At 74.8% G+C, this 17,062-nt stretch carries 20 protein-coding genes; 11 read left to right on the top strand and 9 right to left on the bottom strand.

Going from position 1 to position 17,062, the window contains the following annotated elements:
- Window positions 1-63: 63 nt before the first annotated feature.
- Complete coding sequence (locus ACZ6O2_RS14090; RefSeq protein WP_466023090.1) at window positions 64-468, bottom strand: PIN domain-containing protein; 405 nt, start codon at window positions 466-468, stop codon at window positions 64-66.
- Between the two features lie 193 nt (window positions 469-661).
- Here ACZ6O2_RS14090 and ACZ6O2_RS14085 point away from each other — a divergent pair, with 193 nt between their 5' ends.
- From ACZ6O2_RS14085 to ACZ6O2_RS14075, 3 genes are read left to right on the top strand one after another with little or no spacing between them, the layout of a single operon-like run.
- The gene (locus ACZ6O2_RS14085) at window positions 662-3,217 is read left to right on the top strand and encodes an ATP-dependent Clp protease ATP-binding subunit (RefSeq protein WP_350704395.1); all 2,556 of its coding nucleotides are present in this window, start codon (window positions 662-664) and stop codon (window positions 3,215-3,217) included.
- A 14-nt stretch (window positions 3,218-3,231) separates the two neighbouring features.
- Window positions 3,232-3,402 (top strand): hypothetical protein, encoded by a 171-nt coding sequence (locus ACZ6O2_RS14080; protein ID WP_350704394.1) that lies wholly within the window; start codon window positions 3,232-3,234, stop codon window positions 3,400-3,402.
- A complete protein-coding gene (locus ACZ6O2_RS14075; RefSeq protein ID WP_350704392.1) occupies window positions 3,402-3,752 on the top strand; it encodes a DUF3140 domain-containing protein in 351 nt (116 codons plus the stop codon). The genes ACZ6O2_RS14080 and ACZ6O2_RS14075 overlap by 1 nt, the downstream gene beginning before the upstream one ends.
- A gap of 68 nt (window positions 3,753-3,820) precedes the next feature.
- Here ACZ6O2_RS14075 and ACZ6O2_RS14070 read toward each other — a convergent pair whose 3' ends face one another.
- The 3 genes from ACZ6O2_RS14070 to ACZ6O2_RS14060 form a co-directional block, all read right to left on the bottom strand.
- Window positions 3,821-4,063, bottom strand: coding sequence for a hypothetical protein (locus ACZ6O2_RS14070; protein WP_350704390.1), 243 nt, complete (start codon window positions 4,061-4,063; stop codon window positions 3,821-3,823).
- Between the two features lie 19 nt (window positions 4,064-4,082).
- The gene (locus tag ACZ6O2_RS14065; RefSeq protein ID WP_466023089.1) at window positions 4,083-5,078 is read right to left on the bottom strand and encodes a LysR family transcriptional regulator; all 996 of its coding nucleotides are present in this window, start codon (window positions 5,076-5,078) and stop codon (window positions 4,083-4,085) included.
- A 109-nt stretch (window positions 5,079-5,187) separates the two neighbouring features.
- On the bottom strand, window positions 5,188-5,796 hold the full coding sequence (locus ACZ6O2_RS14060) for a hemerythrin domain-containing protein (RefSeq protein ID WP_350704386.1): 609 nt from the start codon (window positions 5,794-5,796) through the stop codon (window positions 5,188-5,190).
- Window positions 5,797-5,979: 183 nt separating this feature from the next.
- Here ACZ6O2_RS14060 and ACZ6O2_RS14055 point away from each other — a divergent pair, with 183 nt between their 5' ends.
- Together ACZ6O2_RS14055 and ACZ6O2_RS14050 are read left to right on the top strand one after the other, a co-directional pair.
- Complete coding sequence (locus ACZ6O2_RS14055; protein ID WP_466023088.1) at window positions 5,980-7,308, top strand: M20/M25/M40 family metallo-hydrolase; 1,329 nt, start codon at window positions 5,980-5,982, stop codon at window positions 7,306-7,308.
- 62 nt (window positions 7,309-7,370) lie between these two features.
- On the top strand, window positions 7,371-8,021 hold the full coding sequence (locus ACZ6O2_RS14050) for a hypothetical protein (RefSeq protein ID WP_350704635.1): 651 nt from the start codon (window positions 7,371-7,373) through the stop codon (window positions 8,019-8,021).
- Window positions 8,022-8,096: 75 nt separating this feature from the next.
- On the opposite strand, the gene ACZ6O2_RS14045 is transcribed toward ACZ6O2_RS14050, so the two are convergent.
- The 3 genes from ACZ6O2_RS14045 to ACZ6O2_RS14035 form a co-directional block, all read right to left on the bottom strand.
- Window positions 8,097-8,288: a DUF5703 family protein gene (locus ACZ6O2_RS14045; RefSeq protein ID WP_053655860.1), complete on the bottom strand. Its 192-nt coding sequence runs from the start codon at window positions 8,286-8,288 to the stop codon at window positions 8,097-8,099.
- A gap of 156 nt (window positions 8,289-8,444) precedes the next feature.
- Window positions 8,445-9,530: an SseB family protein gene (locus ACZ6O2_RS14040; protein ID WP_466023087.1), complete on the bottom strand. Its 1,086-nt coding sequence runs from the start codon at window positions 9,528-9,530 to the stop codon at window positions 8,445-8,447.
- Window positions 9,527-9,997 (bottom strand): YbaB/EbfC family nucleoid-associated protein, encoded by a 471-nt coding sequence (locus tag ACZ6O2_RS14035; RefSeq protein ID WP_363709000.1) that lies wholly within the window; start codon window positions 9,995-9,997, stop codon window positions 9,527-9,529. The genes ACZ6O2_RS14040 and ACZ6O2_RS14035 overlap by 4 nt, the downstream gene beginning before the upstream one ends.
- 40 nt (window positions 9,998-10,037) lie before the next feature.
- Between ACZ6O2_RS14035 and ACZ6O2_RS14030 the strand changes: the two genes are divergently transcribed.
- Genes ACZ6O2_RS14030 through ACZ6O2_RS14020 form a run of 3 tightly spaced genes read left to right on the top strand, consistent with a single transcriptional unit; the run spans window position 10,038 to window position 12,347 of the window.
- Window positions 10,038-10,367 carry a hypothetical protein gene (locus ACZ6O2_RS14030; RefSeq protein WP_350704379.1) on the top strand — a complete coding sequence of 110 codons (330 nt, stop codon included), beginning with the start codon at window positions 10,038-10,040 and terminating at the stop codon, window positions 10,365-10,367.
- Window positions 10,364-11,422, top strand: coding sequence for a WXG100 family type VII secretion target (locus ACZ6O2_RS14025; RefSeq protein WP_466023086.1), 1,059 nt, complete (start codon window positions 10,364-10,366; stop codon window positions 11,420-11,422). Before ACZ6O2_RS14030 ends, ACZ6O2_RS14025 begins: the two co-directional genes overlap by 4 nt.
- Window positions 11,423-11,444: 22 nt before the next feature.
- Window positions 11,445-12,347, top strand: a complete 903-nt coding sequence (locus ACZ6O2_RS14020) for a hypothetical protein (protein WP_466023085.1) — start codon at window positions 11,445-11,447, stop codon at window positions 12,345-12,347.
- Window positions 12,348-12,401: 54 nt separating this feature from the next.
- Here the strand turns inward: ACZ6O2_RS14020 and ACZ6O2_RS14015 are convergent, their stop codons facing one another.
- Window positions 12,402-13,373 carry an aldo/keto reductase gene (locus ACZ6O2_RS14015; RefSeq protein WP_466023084.1) on the bottom strand — a complete coding sequence of 324 codons (972 nt, stop codon included), beginning with the start codon at window positions 13,371-13,373 and terminating at the stop codon, window positions 12,402-12,404.
- A gap of 179 nt (window positions 13,374-13,552) precedes the next feature.
- Here ACZ6O2_RS14015 and ACZ6O2_RS14010 point away from each other — a divergent pair, with 179 nt between their 5' ends.
- Both ACZ6O2_RS14010 and ACZ6O2_RS14005 read left to right on the top strand, forming a co-directional pair.
- Window positions 13,553-14,605, top strand: a complete 1,053-nt coding sequence (locus tag ACZ6O2_RS14010; protein WP_350704373.1) for an LLM class F420-dependent oxidoreductase — start codon at window positions 13,553-13,555, stop codon at window positions 14,603-14,605.
- The gene (locus ACZ6O2_RS14005; RefSeq protein WP_350704371.1) at window positions 14,602-15,438 is read left to right on the top strand and encodes an undecaprenyl-diphosphate phosphatase; all 837 of its coding nucleotides are present in this window, start codon (window positions 14,602-14,604) and stop codon (window positions 15,436-15,438) included. The genes ACZ6O2_RS14010 and ACZ6O2_RS14005 overlap by 4 nt, the downstream gene beginning before the upstream one ends.
- 89 nt (window positions 15,439-15,527) lie before the next feature.
- Here ACZ6O2_RS14005 and ACZ6O2_RS14000 read toward each other — a convergent pair whose 3' ends face one another.
- On the bottom strand, window positions 15,528-16,136 hold the full coding sequence (locus ACZ6O2_RS14000) for a helix-turn-helix domain-containing protein (RefSeq protein ID WP_466023083.1): 609 nt from the start codon (window positions 16,134-16,136) through the stop codon (window positions 15,528-15,530).
- A 121-nt stretch (window positions 16,137-16,257) separates the two neighbouring features.
- Here ACZ6O2_RS14000 and ACZ6O2_RS13995 point away from each other — a divergent pair, with 121 nt between their 5' ends.
- Window positions 16,258-16,971: a histidine phosphatase family protein gene (locus tag ACZ6O2_RS13995; RefSeq protein ID WP_350704367.1), complete on the top strand. Its 714-nt coding sequence runs from the start codon at window positions 16,258-16,260 to the stop codon at window positions 16,969-16,971.
- Window positions 16,972-17,062 lie beyond the last annotated feature (91 nt).

Genomic DNA, 17,062 nt, shown 5'->3' with positions numbered 1-17,062 from the left:
ATCCGCCCTGTCAGTGTTCCTGCCCCGCTGACCGGTTGTCGACCGGAAGCGCCGGGAGTCCGGTTAACGGGACTGGTCGGAGGGCTCGGTCCGGTCCCGCAACCAGCGCGGGCCGTACACCTCGGCGCCCAGTGCCGCGACCCGGTCCCGCAGCTCACGGTCGGCGGTGACGACCAGCCGCCGGCGCTCCGGCGCGCCGGCGACCAGCTCGACCACGGCGTCGTCCCCGGACCCCGTCGCGGCGACCACGCGGACCCCGGCCGCGCCCGGCACGTCCCGCGCCCGGCCCTCCACCACCAGCACCACCTCCACCGGGGCCGGCAGCTCCGGGGGCAGCCCGTCGTCGGCCACCCGGGCCAGCGAGTCGCGCAGCCGGGCGGTGGCGCCCGCGCGGTCCCGCCACCAGCCGTCCGGGCGGGAACCCACCACGTTGGCGGCGTCCACGATCAGCAGCGGCGTCGGCTCCATGCCGCCAGCGTGCCACCCCGCCCCCGCCGCCACGCCGCCGGCGGCAGGTGTGCGACCGGGCCTTTCCCTCCGCGTACGCCCCGCCGGCGGCGTGCCGGGCGTACGCGGGTTGCCTCGGCGGGCGGCGGCGTTTGTCGGGCCGGCCGCCGGGTAGCCCCTGGCGACCGTGCCGCGCCCGAGCAGCGGAGGAGACATGATGGGACCCGGTGACTTCGGCTCCGACCCGTGGGACGAGTTCCTGGCCCGGTACTTCGGCCGGGGCGAGGGCGGGCGCCGACCCGCGCACCGGGTCGACATCACCCGGCTGATGACCGCCGACGCCCGGGAGATGCTGGCCGACGCGGCCCGGCGGGCCGCCCAGCGGCAGAGCACCGACCTGGACACCGACCACCTGCTGTGGGCGGCACTGCAACGCGAGCCGCTGCGCGACCTGGTCCGCCGCGCCGGCGCCGACCCGGACACCCTGCTCAACGCGCTCGGCGGGCGCGGCGACGGCGCGCCCCGGGGCGAGGTGCCGCCGAACCTGTCGCTGACGCCGGCGGCGAAACGGGCGCTGCTCGACGCCCACCAGTTGTCCCGGGCGATGGGGGCGAACTACATCGGCCCCGAGCACATCCTGATGGCGCTGCCGCTGAACCCGGAGTCGCCCGCGGGCCGGATGCTCGCCGCCGGCCGGATCCAGCCCGAGTCCCTGCAGGCGGCCAGCGCCGAGCGTGGGCCGATGGCCGGTCCGAAGCCGGACCGTGGCACCCCCACCCTCGACCAGTACGGCCAGGACCTCACCGACCTGGCCCGCAACGACCAGATCGACCCGGTGATCGGCCGGGCCGACGAGATCGAGCAGGCCGTCGAGATCCTGTCCCGGCGTACGAAGAACAACCCGGTGCTGATCGGCGAGGCGGGCGTCGGCAAGACCGCGATCGTGGAGGGCCTCGCCGAGCGGATCTGCGACGGCGACGTGCCGCAGACGCTGCTCGGCAAGCGGGTGGTCCAGCTCGACCTCGCCGGCCTGGTCGCCGGCACCCGCTACCGGGGCGACTTCGAGGAGCGGCTGAAGAAGGTGATCGACGAGATCCGCGCGCACCGCGAGGAGCTGATCGTCTTCCTGGACGAGATCCACACCCTGGTCGGCGCGGGTGGGGCGGGCAGCGAGGGCGGCATGGACGCGTCCAACATGCTCAAGCCCGCGCTGGCCCGGGGCGAGCTGCGGGTGATCGGCGCGACCACCCTGGACGAGTACCGCAAGAGCATCGAGAAGGACGCCGCGCTGGCCCGCCGGTTCCAGCCGGTGTTCGTGCCGGAGCCCAGCGTGGAGGACACCGTGGCGATCCTGCGCGGCCTGCGGGACCGCTACGAGGCGCACCACCAGGTGCGGTTCACCGACGAGGCGCTGGTCGCCGCGGCCGAGCTGTCCGACCGGTACATCACCGACCGGTACCTGCCGGACAAGGCGATCGACCTGATCGACCAGGCCGGCGCCCGGGTCCGGCTGCGCACCCGCACACCGGCCTCCGACGTGCGCGAGCTGGAGACGCAGCTCGACGACGTACGCCGGGACAAGGAGCAGGCCGTCGCCGACGAGCAGTACGAGAAGGCGTCCACCCTGCGCGACCGGCTCGCCGAGCTGGAGGAGCAGATCCGCCGCGCCCGGGGCGACGAGGGCACCACCTCGCAGGTGCCGGCGGTGGGGCCGCAGGAGATCGCCGAGGTGGTCTCCCGGGCCACCGGCATCCCGGCCAGCCAGCTCACCGAGGAGGAACGCGACCGGCTGCTGCGCCTGGAGGGTTATCTGCACGAGAAGGTGGTCGGCCAGGACGACGCGGTCACCGCGGTCGCCGAGGCGGTCCGCCGCTCGCGGACGGGGCTGGCCGACCCGGAACGGCCGATGGGCAGCTTCCTGTTCCTCGGGCCGACCGGCGTCGGCAAGACGGAACTGGCCCGGGCCCTCGCGGAGGCGCTCTTCGGCGAGGCCGACCGGATGGTCCGGGTGGACATGAGCGAGTTCCAGGAGCGGCACACGGTGAGCCGCCTCGTCGGCGCCCCGCCCGGGTACGTCGGCTACGAGGAGGCCGGCCAGCTCACCGAGGCGGTGCGCCGCCGCCCGTACGCGGTGGTGCTGCTCGACGAGATCGAGAAGGCCCACCCGGACGTGTTCAACATCCTGCTCCAGGTGCTCGACGACGGCCGGCTCACCGACAGCCAGGGACGTACGGTCAACTTCAAGAACACCGTGCTGATCATGACGAGCAACCTCGGCTCGGAGCTGATCACCGGCACCCAGCGCGCGGTCGGGTTCGGCGCCGGCGCGCCGGGCACCGACGCCGAGCGCGAGGAACTGCGCGAGCGGCTGATGCGCCGGCTCCAGGAGAACTTCCGGCCGGAGTTCCTCAACCGCATCGACGAGGTGATCATCTTCCGTCGGCTGGAGGCCGAGCAGCTGCGCCAGATCACCGAGCTGATGCTGGAGGAGACCCGCCGCCGCCTGCACGCCCAGGACATCGAGGTCGACTTCACCACCGCCGGCATCGACTGGCTCGCCGAGCACGGCTACCAGCCGGAGTTCGGCGCGCGGCCGTTGCGCCGGGTCATCCAGCGGGAGGTGGACAACCACCTCTCCAGGATGCTGCTGGAATCGGCCATCTCGCCCGGCCAGAAGGTCGTCGTCGACGCCCGCGACGGCCGACTCGCCTTCGACGTGACCGCCGGCGAGCGCGGATACACCGCGGCCAGCACGTCCCATCCCCGATGACCCGGAGGGCGGACATGACCGAACCCGAGGAGACCCAGGAAGAGACCGACCGCACCGATCCGATCCTGGCGCCGCCGACGGCGAACCCCGCCCGGGTGCAGGTGCCGCCGGAGGGCCTGGGCCAGCAGCAGGGCGACGAGCCGGAGCCGGTGGCGTCCGACCGTCACCGTCGAGAGGAGGGCTGATGGTACGCGAGCAGCGGCTCGATCCCGAGGTGGAGGTGCTCTGGGACGACTTCCACGCCCAGGTGAACGTCCCGTCGGAGAAGCTGCGGCAGTGGCTGCTCACCCGCGGCTCCGGAGAGGAGGCGTTCGGGCCGAACCCGGACCTCGACCTGCCCGCGCTGGGCCGGGAGATCCTCAAGGTGCTCACCAAGCGCAAGGTCGACCTCACCCCGGAGGACATCAAGGTGATGCAGGACGCGATCGACGAGATCGAGAACCTGCTGGAGGCCAAGCCGGACCGCGGCAACGCCGACGACGAGTGGCGGCACTCGCTGCTCGACCTGGGTCACGACGTCCTCGTCGAACGCTGAACCGTCCCGTCGACACGCGGGCCGGCGGCGCCCCGGGAACACCTCCCGGGAGCCGCCGGCCCGCGTGGTCAGCCCTGGTCGCTCTCCAGGCTGCCGATCGTCAGGCCCGCGGCGTCGGCCGCCGCCTCGCGGTCGGCGCGCGTCTGCTCCTCCCGGGTGAGCAGGGTGGCGTACTCCGTGACGTCCGCCGGGTCGGGCACCTCGGGCAGGCGGCGCAGGAAGGCCTCCACGTCGCGGGCGGCGGACGTGTGCGCGGCGGCCGCCTGCCGGAGGATCTCCCGGTCGTCGGCGGCGGGGTAGAGATCGGTCATGCCCGCCAGATACCCGACGTCACGCCGTTCGCACCCGGTCCGTCCCGGTGGCCGTCAGCCCCCGCGCCCCGAAGCCCGGGTTGCGCAGCAGCCAGGACAGGTATTCCGGATGCGCCGCCAGCGAGTCGGTGTACGCGGCCAGCGCGGTCTCCAGCACTACCTCGGCGTCCCCGGCGGCGGGGGAGTCGGGGTGCCAACCGAGCATCAGCCGCCAGCGCAGCGGGGTCCCGGCCAGCATCCGGGTGACCAGCCCGGCGACCGGGCGGAAGGTGGCCTGGCACAGCGCCACCGCCTCGCCGGAGTCGACCATGTCGATGCACACGCGCACGTCGGCCTCGTACAGCTTGCGGGGGGTGAAGCCGGCGCGGGCGCAGGCGGCGGCGAAGCAGTCGCCGAAGCAGCCGTCGCCGGGCGCGGCGACCCACTGCTCGCGGCGCAGGTCGGCCAGGGGCACCTCGGCCCGGCCGGCCAGCGGATGCTGCTCGGGCAGCATGACGAGCACCGGGTCGACGGCCACCTCCCGCCAGCTCAACCCGTACTCGGCCGGCGGCGCGGCATCGCCGCACACCCCGATCAGCGCGAAGTCCAGCCGGCCGCCCGCGACCAGGTGGGTCAGCTCCTCCGCCGACCAGGAGGCGTGGGTGGTGATCTGGGCCGGTGGGGGATCGGCGGCGAGCCGGTGCACGAGCCGACCGAGGATCGGGCTGTTCACCCCGCCGAACCGGTAGCGCCGGGGGGCGTCCCCGGCACCGGCCAGCCGGGCCGCCTCGTCCTGCAGGCCCTTCATCGCCGGCAGCAGCACGCGGGCCCGGGCGAGGACCAGCTCGCCGAGGACGGTGGGCCGGGCGCCGCGGCGGTCCCGTTCGAACAGCGGCCCGCCCAGCGTCCGCTCGATGCGCTGGAGCTGGGCGGTGAGCGCCGGCTGGGCCAGGCCGAGCGCCGAGGCCGCCTTGGTCACGCTCCCCGTCTCCGCGATCGCGCAGACCACCCTCAGGTGACGCAGCTCCAGATTCATAGAGTGACGGTATGACCCCGCAGCGGCTGGCGGAAGGCCCTGGACGGATCAACACTCTCCGATGTTTGCCGGACCGGTGGCCGGGGCGCCCGGCGGGGAAGCCGGCGGCTCAGCTCGACGGCGGCTCGGCCAGGTCGGCGAGATAGGTGGGGCGGCCGGTGACGGCGTCGCGCACCTTGTCGACCACGCCCACCGCCGGCTCGACGACCCGGTTCCAGGGCGGGGTCGCCGGCGTGCCCGGGTGCGGTCGGGTCGGGGCCGCCTCCTCGGCGATCTCCAGCCGGTTGCCCAGGCGGATCAGCTCCTCGGGGCTGGCCACCTCGCGCAGCGCCGCGACCAGGGCGCCGACCTCCTCGACGTGGCGGCGGACCCGCGCGTCGACCTCGGCCAGCCCGTCGTCGGCGAGCCCGCCCAGGGCGGTCAGCAGGGCCGCGTCGTCGGCGAGCGCCCGGTCCACCCGGTCGGCGGCGTCGGGTAGCGCGGCCCGGACCGTGGGCAGCAGGTACTGCTCCTCGGCGGACAGGTGCCGGGACAGCGCCGCCGTCAGCACCTCCAGCCCCCGTTCCGGGGCGGGCTCGGGGTCGGCGTCGGTGAGCCGGCGCAGCAGCTCCCGCAGTTGCCGGTGCTCGGCGTCGACGATGTCGGCGATGCTGCGCCCGCCCGGCCGGAAGGTCTCGTCCTCTCCGGTGGGCGGCAGCGGCGGCAGCGGAACGGTCATGGTGCCCTCCTCGGGCGGCGGGCGGAGCACGTGGTGGGGGTGCGGTCGCGACCGGCGGTACCCGACCGCGCCGGCGGCGAAACCGGGCGGCGGTACCCGCCCGCCCCGGCGTCCCCGCCCCGCCGCGCCACAGGGGCGGGACGGGGCGACCGGAGCGGACCGGTCGGCTGGTATGAAGAAGCGATGACGAGCGACCCCGCCTCCGCCCTTCCCGACCCCACCGACGAGGTCGTCGGCCTGTGCCGCGACCTCCTGCGGATCGACACCACCAACACCGGGGACAACGACACCAGCGTCGGCGAACGCGTCGCCGCCGAGTACGTGGCGGAGAAGCTGGCCGAGGTGGGCGTCGAGTCCGCCATCCACGAGTCGGCGCCGGGCCGCGCCAACCTGGTCGCCCGCATCCCGGGCGCCGACCCGAGCCGCGGCGCCCTGCTGGTGCACGGCCACCTCGACGTGGTCCCCGCCGACGCCGACGAGTGGTCGGTGCACCCGTTCTCCGGGGAGCTGCGCGACGGCTACCTGTGGGGCCGGGGCGCGATCGACATGAAGGACTTCGACGCGATGGTGCTGGCCGTGGTGCGGCACTGGCAGCGCACCGGGGTGCGCCCGCCGCGCGACATCGTGCTCGCGTACACCGCCGACGAGGAGGCCGGCAGCGACTACGGCGCACACTTCCTCGTCCAGCGGCACCGCGATCTCCTCGACGGCTGCACCGAGGCCATCGGTGAGGTCGGCGGCTTCTCCTACTCCGTCAACGACGAGCAGCGGCTCTACCTGATCGAGACGGCTGAGAAGGGCATCGACTGGCTGCGCCTGCGCGCCAAGGGCCGGCCCGGGCACGGCTCGATGGTGCACGACGACAACGCCGTCACCGCGCTCGCCGAGGCGGTGGCCCGGGTCGGCCGGCACCGCTTCCCCGTGGTGGTGACCGACACCGTCCGGGCCTTCCTGGAGGAGGTCTCCGACCTGCTCGGGATCGAACTCGACCCGGAGGACCCGGAGACCGCCATCGCCAAGCTGGGGCCGATCGCCAACATCATCGGCGCGACGATCCGCAACACCGCCAACCCGACCCGGCTCGCCGCCGGCTACAAGGACAACGTCATCCCCGGCCGGGCCACCGCCACCATCGACTGCCGCAGCCTCCCGGGGCAGTCGGAGCTGCTGGAGCGGCAGCTGCGCGAGCTGGTCGGCCCGGACATCGTCATCGAGTACATCCAGCGCCAGCCCGCGCTGGAGACGACGTTCGACGGCGACCTGGTCGACGCGATGTCGGCGGCGCTGCGCGCGGAGGACCCGGGGGCGCGGCCGGTGCCGTACATGCTCTCCGGCGGCACCGACGCCAAGGCGTTCTCCCAGCTCGGCATCCGATGCTTCGGCTTCGCGCCGCTGCGGCTGCCCGCCGACCTGAACTTCTCCGCGCTGTTCCACGGCATCGACGAGCGCGTTCCGGTGGACGGACTACAGTTCGGCGTGCGGGTTCTCGACCGGTTCCTCCGCACCTGCTAGCCCCCGTCCGGAACGCCAGTGTTCCGCCGGGGAACCTCCCCATCGTGAAGGGACTGACCCACATGACCGACCAGCACGGTGAGCTGGACGCCGCCCTCGAGCGCGTGATCGATGCGGCCCGCCACCACCTGGCCGCCGTCCGAGCCGCGCAGGGCCGCGTCGACGACGACGACGTCTGGCAGGCGTACGTCGCCCTGAACAACGCCTCCTTCGCGTACGACGAGCAACTCCTGGACGCCTTCGGCGAGGTCACCCCCTGGGACGTCGAGTCGATCGACCCGGACGAGGCCGACGAGCGCTTCGGCGGGGAGGGCGTGGAGCCCACCGACCCGCATCCGCGGGTCATCTCGGTGCGCCAGCGGCGCGACTACCGGGTGCCGAGCGTCTCGGCGCTGATCCGGGTGGCCGAGGCGGCCCGCCGGGAGGGCACCCCGGCCGACGACGAGCCGGCACCCGTCGAGGGGGTCGGTGAGGCGGTGCTGGAGCTGCTCCAGAGCGGCGACGGCTCACTCGGCGCGCTGGACGTGCCGGAGCTGGAGCCGCTGGACGGTGTGGTGATGGTCAGCGAGGTCGGCACCCCGGTCGACCTGGAGTCCTTCGACGACGACGACCCGGTCGGCCCGTTCCAGCCGGCGCCCGACGACCGGCTGGTGGGCCGGCTCGACGAGCACCCGTTCCTGGAGCTCGACGACGAGCACGACCACGCCCACTAGGGCGGCGACGCCCCGGGGCCCCCGGCAGTTCGGCCGGGCCCCGGGGCGTCCGCGTACCGGCGGTGCCGCCGGTGATCAGTACGACAGGCCCGGTTGCGGCTGGTTGACCCGTCGGCGACGCAGCACCACCTGGCGCGTGCCGTCGCGGAACAGCCGCACCCGGGCCAACTCCCACCCGGAGAACTCCGCCTGGATCGCCAACTGCGCCGCGGCGGTCAACCGGTCGACGTTCGGCGGCAGCCGCAGCGGCGCGTACTCGTAGTCCATGAGCCCTATGCTGCCCAGCCCGGCGGCCGTCCGCCACCCCCTCGCCGGTGACCCGCGCCGCCGTCCGACGCCCGGGTGTGACGTGACCCACCCCGGGCCGCGGCCCGCCCCCTACCCGGCCGGTCCACCCGACACCGGCCGGTCCCGACACCGTCCCTAGTCGAGGGGCGCGCTGTCGACGGGCGGGTTCGCCGCCAGCAGGGTGGCCAGCGCCGGCGGCGCCAGGAGCAGCGTCCGCGGGGTGCCGGCGTCCACCGCCAGCCCCCACGCCGGGTCCGGCCAGTCGGCGAGCAGGTCCGCGCAGGGCACCGCGACGAACGGCACGCCCGACCCGGCGAACGCGGTCAGGGCGTCCGGCGTGGTGAAGACGGGCAGCAGCGGCGCGCCGGACGAGTCGGTGACGACCGTCCAGGGCACGTCGCGGTCCGGGCCCGGCTCCGCCGCCAGTGGTACGCACACCGTCGCGGTGGCCAGGACGCCGAGGTACGCCGGCAGGTCCCGCCGCGCGACGGCGTCGCCGAGCAGGTCCTGCACCGTCCGGCCGCCCCCCGCCGACCCGCCCCCGACGGCGACGGTCGGCCCGGACCCGGGGCGGGCCGACCCGTCCCGGGCGTCGGCGGTGGGGGGCTCGGTGCCGTCGGCGGGCCGGTGGGTCGAGGCGGCGGCCGGTCCGCTCCGCTCCGGCCGGTCCCCGGCGGGCGGCTGCGGGCCGGCGGGAACGGGCGGGGGCGGCGGTGCGGCTGGCGGGGCGACGGGCACGGCCGGGCCGGCGGGCGGCGGGACGGGCGGCGTCGCCACCGGGGCGACGGGCACGGCCGGGCCGGCGGGCGGCGGGACGGGCGGCGCGGCTACCTGGGGCCGGGGTCGCGCCGGGCGCGGCAGGGTCGGCGCCGGCCGCACCCGGGGGCCGGTGGGCGGGAGGATCTGGCAGGACAGCGCGTCGGGTTCCGTGGTGAGCACCGCGGCGGCGGTCCGCGCCACGAACCCGCTCCACCAACGCAGGCCCTCGGGGGTGCGCGGCGTCTCGTGCCACCAGCCGCCGGCGCCCCGCGGCGCCTGCCAGCCGAGTTCCGCGAGGTGCCGCTCGTCGTAGGCCGGGCAGATCCCCCGGACCCGGTTGCGGCGCACCATGAGGTGCAGCCGGCGGGGACCCGCGGCGAGTTCCAGATCGGTGTCGTGGTCGCAGCGGGACAGCGTGTCGTGGAGCTGGGCGACGACGTCGGGCCAGCCCGGCGACGTCATGCCGGCGACCCCGGGAGACGCCCGTCGAGTCGCCCGAGCCGCCCCATGGCCTCCTCCAGCCGGCCCAGCGAGGCGAAGTCGCCGGGGGTGCCGAAGATCTCGCCCAGGCCCGCGCCGAGCGTGACGTCGAGGCCCTCGGTGCGCTCGCCGAGCTGCTCCGCCGCCGCCGTCCGGGCCTGCCGGTACGCCGCCAGCACCATCGCCGCGAGGTTCTCCGTGCCCACGCGCAGCGCGGTCGGCGCGAAGCTCAGGTCGGTCAGTTCGCCGGTGGCGTCGACGGTCGCGGACACCAGTCCACTGTCGTCGGTCGCGGTGCTGCTCAGCTCGTCCAGGTCGTCCCTGAGACCGGCGAAGCGGCGTTCGATGTCGGCGAGCCGTCCGGCGAGGGCGTCGAACGCGGACAGCGGGTCGGACATGAGAACCTCCCGGGCGCAGCGCCGGTCCGGGGTGGCGACCGGCAGCCGCATGATCGTATCGTCGTCGCGCCGGGCGACGGGGAGGAACGGCATGGGGGACATCGACGTCGACGTGCAGGCGGTACGGCGACTGGAAGCGGCGGCGAAACAGGTGGCCACCTCGCTGACCGCGCTGGAGAGCCGGATCGCGTCCGCGGGCGACATTCCCGACGGGGCGTTCGGGCACCTGCCGTTCGTCAGCGACCTGCTCCGCGAGAAGTACGCCGAGCAGGTCAGCGGCGGCATGGAGCTGTTCCGGTCCGGCCACGACGCGTTCGAGCGGGTCGGCGGGGCGCTGAGCGGGACGGCCGAGGCGTACGAGCGCAACGAGCAGGACATCGACGCGTCCTTCCGCGCCATCGGCACCGGCATGGCCCGGTGAGCGGGCCGGCGGGAACCGCCGTCGAGCTGTGGAACGGCATCGACGGCGCACTCTCCAGTGTGGACAAGGCGGTCGACAGCGTTTGCCGGGCCCTGGCCTGGCCGCTGATCCAGCTCGTCGACCTCGTCGACGGCGAGCCGGCCGCGCTGCGCGCCAAGGCCGCCGAGTGGGACGCCCTGGCCGCCCAGGTCCGCGAGCTGGCCACGGGACACCGCGGCGTACGGGAGGCCGTGCGGGCCGGGTGGCGCTCGCCGGCCGGTGAGGCGTACGGGCGGCGGCTGGCCGAGGTCGAGCAGCAGTTGCTGGACGTCGCGGAGCAGTTCACCGCCACCGCCGAATACCTGCGCGGCGTCGCCGACGCCCTGCAGACCGTCCACGACGTGCTGGTCGACATCTGCGTCGAGTTCGTCAACTTCCTGCTGGTGACGCTGGTGACCGCGCTGCTGATGGCGCCGTTCACCGCCGGCGCGTCCTGGGCGGCCGGCGTGGCGCTGGGCGTCACCCGGGGCATGATCGCTCTCGCCCGGATGCTGAAGATCATCCGCCCGCTGGCGGCGCACCTGCAGAAGGTCATCCGGCTGCTCCAGCGGGTGCTCCACCACCTGCGCAGGCTGCGCAACCACCTGGACAAGCTGGTCGACAAGCAGAAGGCGCTGCGCGCCGGCCAGAAGTACGCCGACAAGCGCCGCGCCGCCGGCGACCCCGACAAGTGGTTCCACAAGTTCACGGACCAGGCGAAGGGCAGCTGGAAGCTCGGCAAGTCGGGCACGCCGTTCGACATGAGCACCTTCGAGCGCGTCGGGGCGCTGCGGGCGCACGGCATGGCCGACGGGGCGCGGATGATCGGCCGGGACTTCGTCACCAACCTGCCGTGGAACGTCCCGAACGCGGTGGTGCACGGCGCGACCTGGGGCACCGTCGCCATGGTCTCGGGGCTGTCGGTGCCCGGCACGGACCAGCTCGACGACAAGGTCGACGGGGCGGTGGCGGGCGGCGCCGAGTGGATCGACCAGAATGTCTTCGGGCAGCCGGCGGAGCAACCGGCCGGCCGGTGAGGGCCGATCGAGGGGGTGGGGCGTGACCGGTGCCCGGGGTCGACTCGGCCGGCTGACCGACGCGGTGCTCGGCGGGGCACGGGCCGCCCGCGACAAGGCCCGCGAGCTGCGCGACGAGTTCCGCACCAGCGACGAGCCGGAGCGCGCCCTGGTCGCGCCGCTGCTGCCCGGCGAGGAGATCCGCTACGTCGGCCTGGCGCCGGTGCGGGCGCCCGAGAACCACCGGGCGGGCGACCAGCTCGCCGACCGGGTGAACGCCGAGCTGGCCGAGGCGCTCGACCCGCGCGCGCTGTTCGGGCTGCTCCACGTCGTCAACCCGGTCGCGTGGGTGGACGCCGTGATGACGCCCGTGCGGGTCGTCGCGGGCGTCCTGCTGCTGCCGGGCAGGGCGGCCGTCCTCGCGGCGGGCAGCCCGGAGGCGGCCGAGGCGGACGAGCCGGGCCCGGCCGCCGAGCCCCGGCAGCCGCTGCCGCTCACCGCCGAACAGGAGGCGTTCCGGGCGCTGTTCCGGCTCAGCCGCTACCGGCCGCTGGCCGACCAGCTCGCGGAGATCGCCTACCGGCGGCGGTACGTCTTCAGCGGGGACCTCGCCACGCTCGCCGGCAGCCTGCTGCTGTTCCTGGAGCGCTACACCGGCACCCCGCTCGCCGTCACCGACACCCACCTGCACCTGTTGCGGATGGGCCGCCGCCCCGACCCCGATCGGGAGGACCGTCGCCGCCCCCAGGTGCTGTGGAGCGTGGACCGGCGGCGCATCGCCCGGATCGATTCCGACCACGGCGCAGCCCGCCTCATGCAGTTCCCGTCCACCATCGTGTTCGACGACGGCTCCTGGATCCGGGTCGTCAACCCGGCCACCCGCGACGACCAGGCGCGCTTCCTCACCGCCGTACGCGACATCCCCGGTCGGCGCCCCACGGCCTGAGCCGGCGGCGTCCGCCGGAGCGGCGCGGACGCCGGTGTCCTGTGTCGCAGCAGGTCAGCCGTCGCGCTCGGGGTAGCCGACCGGTACGGCCGACACGTCGTCCAGCGCGGTGATGATCTCCTCCGGCAGCGTCATCCGCTCGACCTGGAGCGCGCCGAGCAACTGCCCGACCGTTCGCGCGCCGAGGATCGGGGCCACCACCCCGGGCCGGTCGCGGATCCAGGCCAGCGCCACCTCCAGCGGCGAGACCCCCAGCCCGCCGGCCGCGGTGGCGACCGCCTCCACGATGCTGGAGCAGCGCGGCTCCAGGTAGGTGGCGACGAACCGTTCGAAGTGCGGCGAGGCCGCCCGCGAGTCGGCGGGGCGGCCGTGCCGGTACTTGCCGGTGAGCACCCCGCGGCCCAGCGGCGACCAGGGCAGCACCCCCAGCCCCAGGGCCTCGCACGCGGGCAGCACCTCCCGCTCCACGCCCCGCTCCAGCAGCGAGTACTCCACCTGCGCGGCCACCACCGCGGCGCGGCCCGGCCAGGCGGCCTGCCAGGCGGCCGCCCGCGCGGTCTGCCAACCGGAGAAGTTCGACACCCCGACGTAGCGGACCCGGCCGCTGGCCACCGCGTGGTCCAGCGCCGCGAGGGTCTCCTCCAGCGGGGTGTCGGGGTCGTAGCCGTGCACCTGGAACAGGTCGACGTGGTCGGTGTTGAGGCGGCGCAGCGAGGCGTCCAACGTCCGCAGCAGGTGCCCCCGGGAGCCGTCGCGGCGCCGGCCGCTGCCCGGCCGCAGCCCCGCCTTGGTGGCGATCAGCAGCTCCTCGCGCGGCACCAGGGTGCCCAGCAGCGACCCGATGACCGACTCGGCGTCGCCGTCGCCGTAGACGTCGGCGGTGTCGATCAGGTTGCCGCCCGCGTCGAGGTAACTCTTCAGCTGGGCGGCCGCATCGTCGGCGTCGGTGTCCCGGCCCCACGTCATGGTGCCGAGCGCGAGCCGCGAAACCGCCAGCCCGCTTCGGCCGAGCGGTCGCTGTTGCATGGGTGAACCTTATTTCGAACCGGGCCGCGCGGACATCCTCGCTCCCGTCAAGTCTGCCGGGCGCGTCGTGTTTCCGACCGCCCGGGTCGGCCCCGGGGTTGCGGTGAGCCGGTGATCGGGGCGTCCTCCCGCATTGCGTAACCTGATGCGACCTGTGGTGCGGATGGGGGAGGACCTTAGTGCGACTCGGGCTCAGCCTCGGATACCAGACGGCGTGGAGCACGCCGGCCGATCACCTGGCTCTCGCCCAGGAGGCGGACCGGCTCGGCTACTCGGTGGTGTGGGCGGCGGAGGCCTACGGCTCCGACTCGCCGAGCATGCTCGCCTGGATGGCGGGGCAGACGGAACGGATCGACGTGGGCAGCGCGGTGATGCAGATCCCCGCCCGCACCCCGGCGATGACCGCGATGACCGCGGCCACCATCGACGCGCTCTCCGGCGGCCGGTTCCGGCTCGGCCTGGGGGTGTCCGGTCCGCAGGTCTCCGAGGGCTGGCACGGGGTGCGGTTCGGCAAGCCGCTGGCGCGGACCCGCGAGTTCGTGGACATCGTGAAGCTGGCCGTCGCCCGCAAGGAGGTCGCGTACGACGGCGAGTTCTACACGCTGCCGCTGCCGGACGGGCCCGGGAAGGCGCTGCGCCTCGGCTTCCACCCGCCGCGCGAACACATCCCGATCTACCTCGCCGCGGTCGGCCCGAAGAACCTGGAGCTGGCCGGGGAGATCGCTGACGGCTGGCTCGCCGTCTTCTACGCCCCCGAGTTCGCCGAGGAGCAGCTCGCGTCGGTCCGGGCCGGGCGGGCGAAGGCGGGCAAGGAACTCGCCGGCTTCGACGTGGTCCCGTCCGTGCCGGTGGTGGTCGGCGACGACGTCGCGTCCTGCGCCGAGCTGGTCCGCTTCTACGCGGCCCTCTACGTGGGCGGCATGGGCAGCCGGCAGCAGAACTTCTACAACCAGCTCGCCACCCGGATGGGTTACGGCGACGCCGCCCGCGAGGTGCAGGACCTCTACCTGGCCAAGCGGCAGCGTGACGCCGCCGCGGCGGTGCCGATGGAGTTCATCGACCGGACCTCGCTGCTGGGCCCGAAGGAGCGTATCGCCGAGCGGATGCGCGAGTACGCGGCCGCCGGCGTCACCACCCTGTCGGTGACCCTGTTCGCGGCGGACCGGGACAGCGGCGTGCAGACGCTGCGTACCGTCGCCGAGGCGCTGGAGCTCTCGGGAGTCGGCGAGTGACCTGGGTCGAGGCCATCGTCCTGGGCATCGTCCAGGGACTGACCGAGTTCCTGCCGGTCAGCTCGTCGGGGCACCTGCGGATCACCTCGGCGATCTTCTTCGACCGCGACGCCGGGGCGTCGTTCACCGCGGTCACCCAGCTGGGCACCGAGGCGGCGGTGCTGATCTATTTCGCCAAGGACATCTGGCGGATCACCCGGACGTGGCTGGTCGGCATCCGGGACAAGTCGGTCCGCTCCAGCCTCGACTACCGGATGGGCTGGTACGTGATCGTCGGCTCGATCCCGATCGGGCTGTTCGGCTTCCTGTTCAAGGACCAGATCCGCACCGCCGGCCGCAACCTCTGGCTGGTGTCCACCACGCTGATCGTCTTCGCGTTCGTGCTGGCGTTCGCCGAGTACTGGGGCCGGCAGAGCCGCACCCTGGAGAACTTCCGGATGCGCGACGGCGTGGTGATGGGCTTCGCCCAGGCGATGGCGCTGATCCCCGGCGTGTCCCGCTCCGGCGGCACGCTCACCGCCGGGCTGCTGCTCAACCTCACCCGGGAGGCGGCGGCGCGCTACTCGTTCCTGCTGGCCATCCCGGCGGTGGTGATGTCCGGGATCTTCAGCGTCGGCGACGTCTTCGAGCCGGCGGCCCCCGGCACCTCCGTGCCGAGCGTCGCCCAGATGGTCGTGGCCACGATCATCGCCTTCGGCGTCGGGTACGCGGCCATCGCCTGGCTGCTGCGCTACGTCGCGCACCACACCCTGTACGTCTTCGTGCTGTACCGGGTCGCGCTGGGCACCCTGGTGCTCGCCCTGTTGATGACCGGCACCATCAGCGCCACCTGACCGCTCGCGGCCCCGCCGGCCCCCGCCTCCGCCTCGTGTGGACGGGGGCCGGCCCGTGTCCGGGCGGGCCGGGCGGACCGTCCGCGAGGTCAGCGCCCGTCCGGTTCCTCCGACGGGGTGGCCCTGGGACGGGCGCGCAGGTGCGCCCGCTCGCCCTGCGTGCCGAACAGGCTGAGGAACTCGACCGGCTCGGCGTCGGCGGCCCCGAACCAGTGCGGCACCCGGGTGTCGAACTCGGCCGCCTCGCCGGGGGAGAGCACCAGGTCCCGCTCGCCGAGGACGAGCCGCAGCCGCCCGTTGAGGACGTAGAGCCACTCGTAGCCCTCGTGGGTCTGCGGATCGGGCTCCCGGCGGGGGCTGCTGACCGGGATCACGAGCTTGTACGCCTGGATGCCGCCGGCCCGGCGGGTCAGGGGCAGCATCGTCATGCCGTGCCGGGTGACGGGCCGCAGGTGGATGCGCGGGTCGCCGGTGGGCGGGGCGCCGACCAGCTCGTCGAGCGTGACGCCATGGGCCCGGGCCAGGGGGAGCAGCAGTTCGAGGGTCGGCCGGCGGGAGCCGGACTCCAGCCGGGACAGCGTGCTCACCGAGATGCCGGTCGCCGCCGACAGGTCGGCCAGCGTGGTCGCGCGCTGCCGGCGCAGCGCGCGCAGCCGGGGTCCCACCGCGCCGAGCGCGTCGTCGAGATCGTCGTCCATGCCGCCAGTTTGCCAGCCCGGCAACACAACTTGCCACCCTGGCCGGCGCGGGGCCGGATACGGCGGCCACGGCGGACGCCGCGTACGCCCGCCGCCGGGCGCAGGATCATAGGGTGTCACCGTGGCGACCCTTCTGCTTCTGCGACACGGCCGGACGACCGCGAACGCGGACGGCGGGCTGGCCGGCCGCCAGCCGGTCGAGCTGGACGACACCGGCCGGGCCCAGGCCGCCGCGGTGGGCGAGCGGCTGCGGCCGGTGCCGCTGGCCGCGGTGGTGACCAGCCCGCTCATCCGCTGCCGGCAGACCCTGGAGCTGGCGTTGCCCGGGGCCACCCCGACGGTGGAGGAGGGCCTGACCGAGTGCGGCTACGGCACCTGGGAGGGACAGCCGCTCAAGAAGCTGGCCAAGGAGCCGCTCTGGCCGGTGGTCCAGCAGCACCCGAGCGCGGCGGTCTTCCCGGAGGGGGAGGCGATGGCGGCGATGGCGGCGCGGGCGGTCGCCGCGGTGCGCTCGTGGGACGCCCGGGTCACCGCGGAGCACGGCCCGGAGGCGGTGTGGCTGGCGTGCAGCCACGGCGACGTGATCAAGGCCATCGTGGCCGACGCGCTCGGCGTACACCTGGACCTGTTCCAGCGGATCGTGGCCGACCCGGCGTCGGTGACGGCGATCCGCTACACCCCGCTGCGGCCGTTCCTGGTGCGGCTCAACGACACCGGCGGCGACCTGGCCGCCCTGGTGCCGCCGCCGCCCAGGCGACGCCGCCGGGCGGCCCGGGCGGCCGGCGCGGCCGACTCCGACGCGGCGGTGGGCGGCGGCGCGGGGGCAGGCCGGTGACGGCCCGGCGGCGGCCCACCGCCACGCCCGGGCCCGGCCGCCGCTCCGCCGGGCGCGGCGGGCGCGCGGCGATTCGCGTCGGTGGGGTACG

The organism is Micromonospora sp. NPDC048040, from assembly GCF_055587185.1.
Note: the sequence above shows the minus strand (reverse complement) of the source record. Positions and strands in the feature narration are given on the sequence as shown.

Bases quoted from the DNA above. Each gene is read 5' to 3' on its own strand.
- ACZ6O2_RS14090 (WP_466023090.1), bottom strand. From the start codon at position 468: ATGGAGCCGACGCCGCTGCTGATCGTGGACGCCGCCAACGTGGTGGGT.
- ACZ6O2_RS14085 (WP_350704395.1), top strand. From the start codon at position 662: ATGATGGGACCCGGTGACTTCGGCTCCGACCCGTGGGACGAGTTCCTG.
- ACZ6O2_RS14080 (WP_350704394.1), top strand. From the start codon at position 3,232: ATGACCGAACCCGAGGAGACCCAGGAAGAGACCGACCGCACCGATCCG.
- ACZ6O2_RS14075 (WP_350704392.1), top strand. From the start codon at position 3,402: ATGGTACGCGAGCAGCGGCTCGATCCCGAGGTGGAGGTGCTCTGGGAC.
- ACZ6O2_RS14070 (WP_350704390.1), bottom strand. From the start codon at position 4,063: ATGACCGATCTCTACCCCGCCGCCGACGACCGGGAGATCCTCCGGCAG.
- ACZ6O2_RS14065 (WP_466023089.1), bottom strand. From the start codon at position 5,078: ATGAATCTGGAGCTGCGTCACCTGAGGGTGGTCTGCGCGATCGCGGAG.
- ACZ6O2_RS14060 (WP_350704386.1), bottom strand. From the start codon at position 5,796: ATGACCGTTCCGCTGCCGCCGCTGCCGCCCACCGGAGAGGACGAGACC.
- ACZ6O2_RS14055 (WP_466023088.1), top strand. From the start codon at position 5,980: ATGACGAGCGACCCCGCCTCCGCCCTTCCCGACCCCACCGACGAGGTC.
- ACZ6O2_RS14050 (WP_350704635.1), top strand. From the start codon at position 7,371: ATGACCGACCAGCACGGTGAGCTGGACGCCGCCCTCGAGCGCGTGATC.
- ACZ6O2_RS14045 (WP_053655860.1), bottom strand. From the start codon at position 8,288: ATGGACTACGAGTACGCGCCGCTGCGGCTGCCGCCGAACGTCGACCGG.
- ACZ6O2_RS14040 (WP_466023087.1), bottom strand. From the start codon at position 9,530: ATGACGTCGCCGGGCTGGCCCGACGTCGTCGCCCAGCTCCACGACACG.
- ACZ6O2_RS14035 (WP_363709000.1), bottom strand. From the start codon at position 9,997: ATGCGGCTGCCGGTCGCCACCCCGGACCGGCGCTGCGCCCGGGAGGTT.
- ACZ6O2_RS14030 (WP_350704379.1), top strand. From the start codon at position 10,038: ATGGGGGACATCGACGTCGACGTGCAGGCGGTACGGCGACTGGAAGCG.
- ACZ6O2_RS14015 (WP_466023084.1), bottom strand. From the start codon at position 13,373: ATGCAACAGCGACCGCTCGGCCGAAGCGGGCTGGCGGTTTCGCGGCTC.
- ACZ6O2_RS14000 (WP_466023083.1), bottom strand. From the start codon at position 16,136: ATGGACGACGATCTCGACGACGCGCTCGGCGCGGTGGGACCCCGGCTG.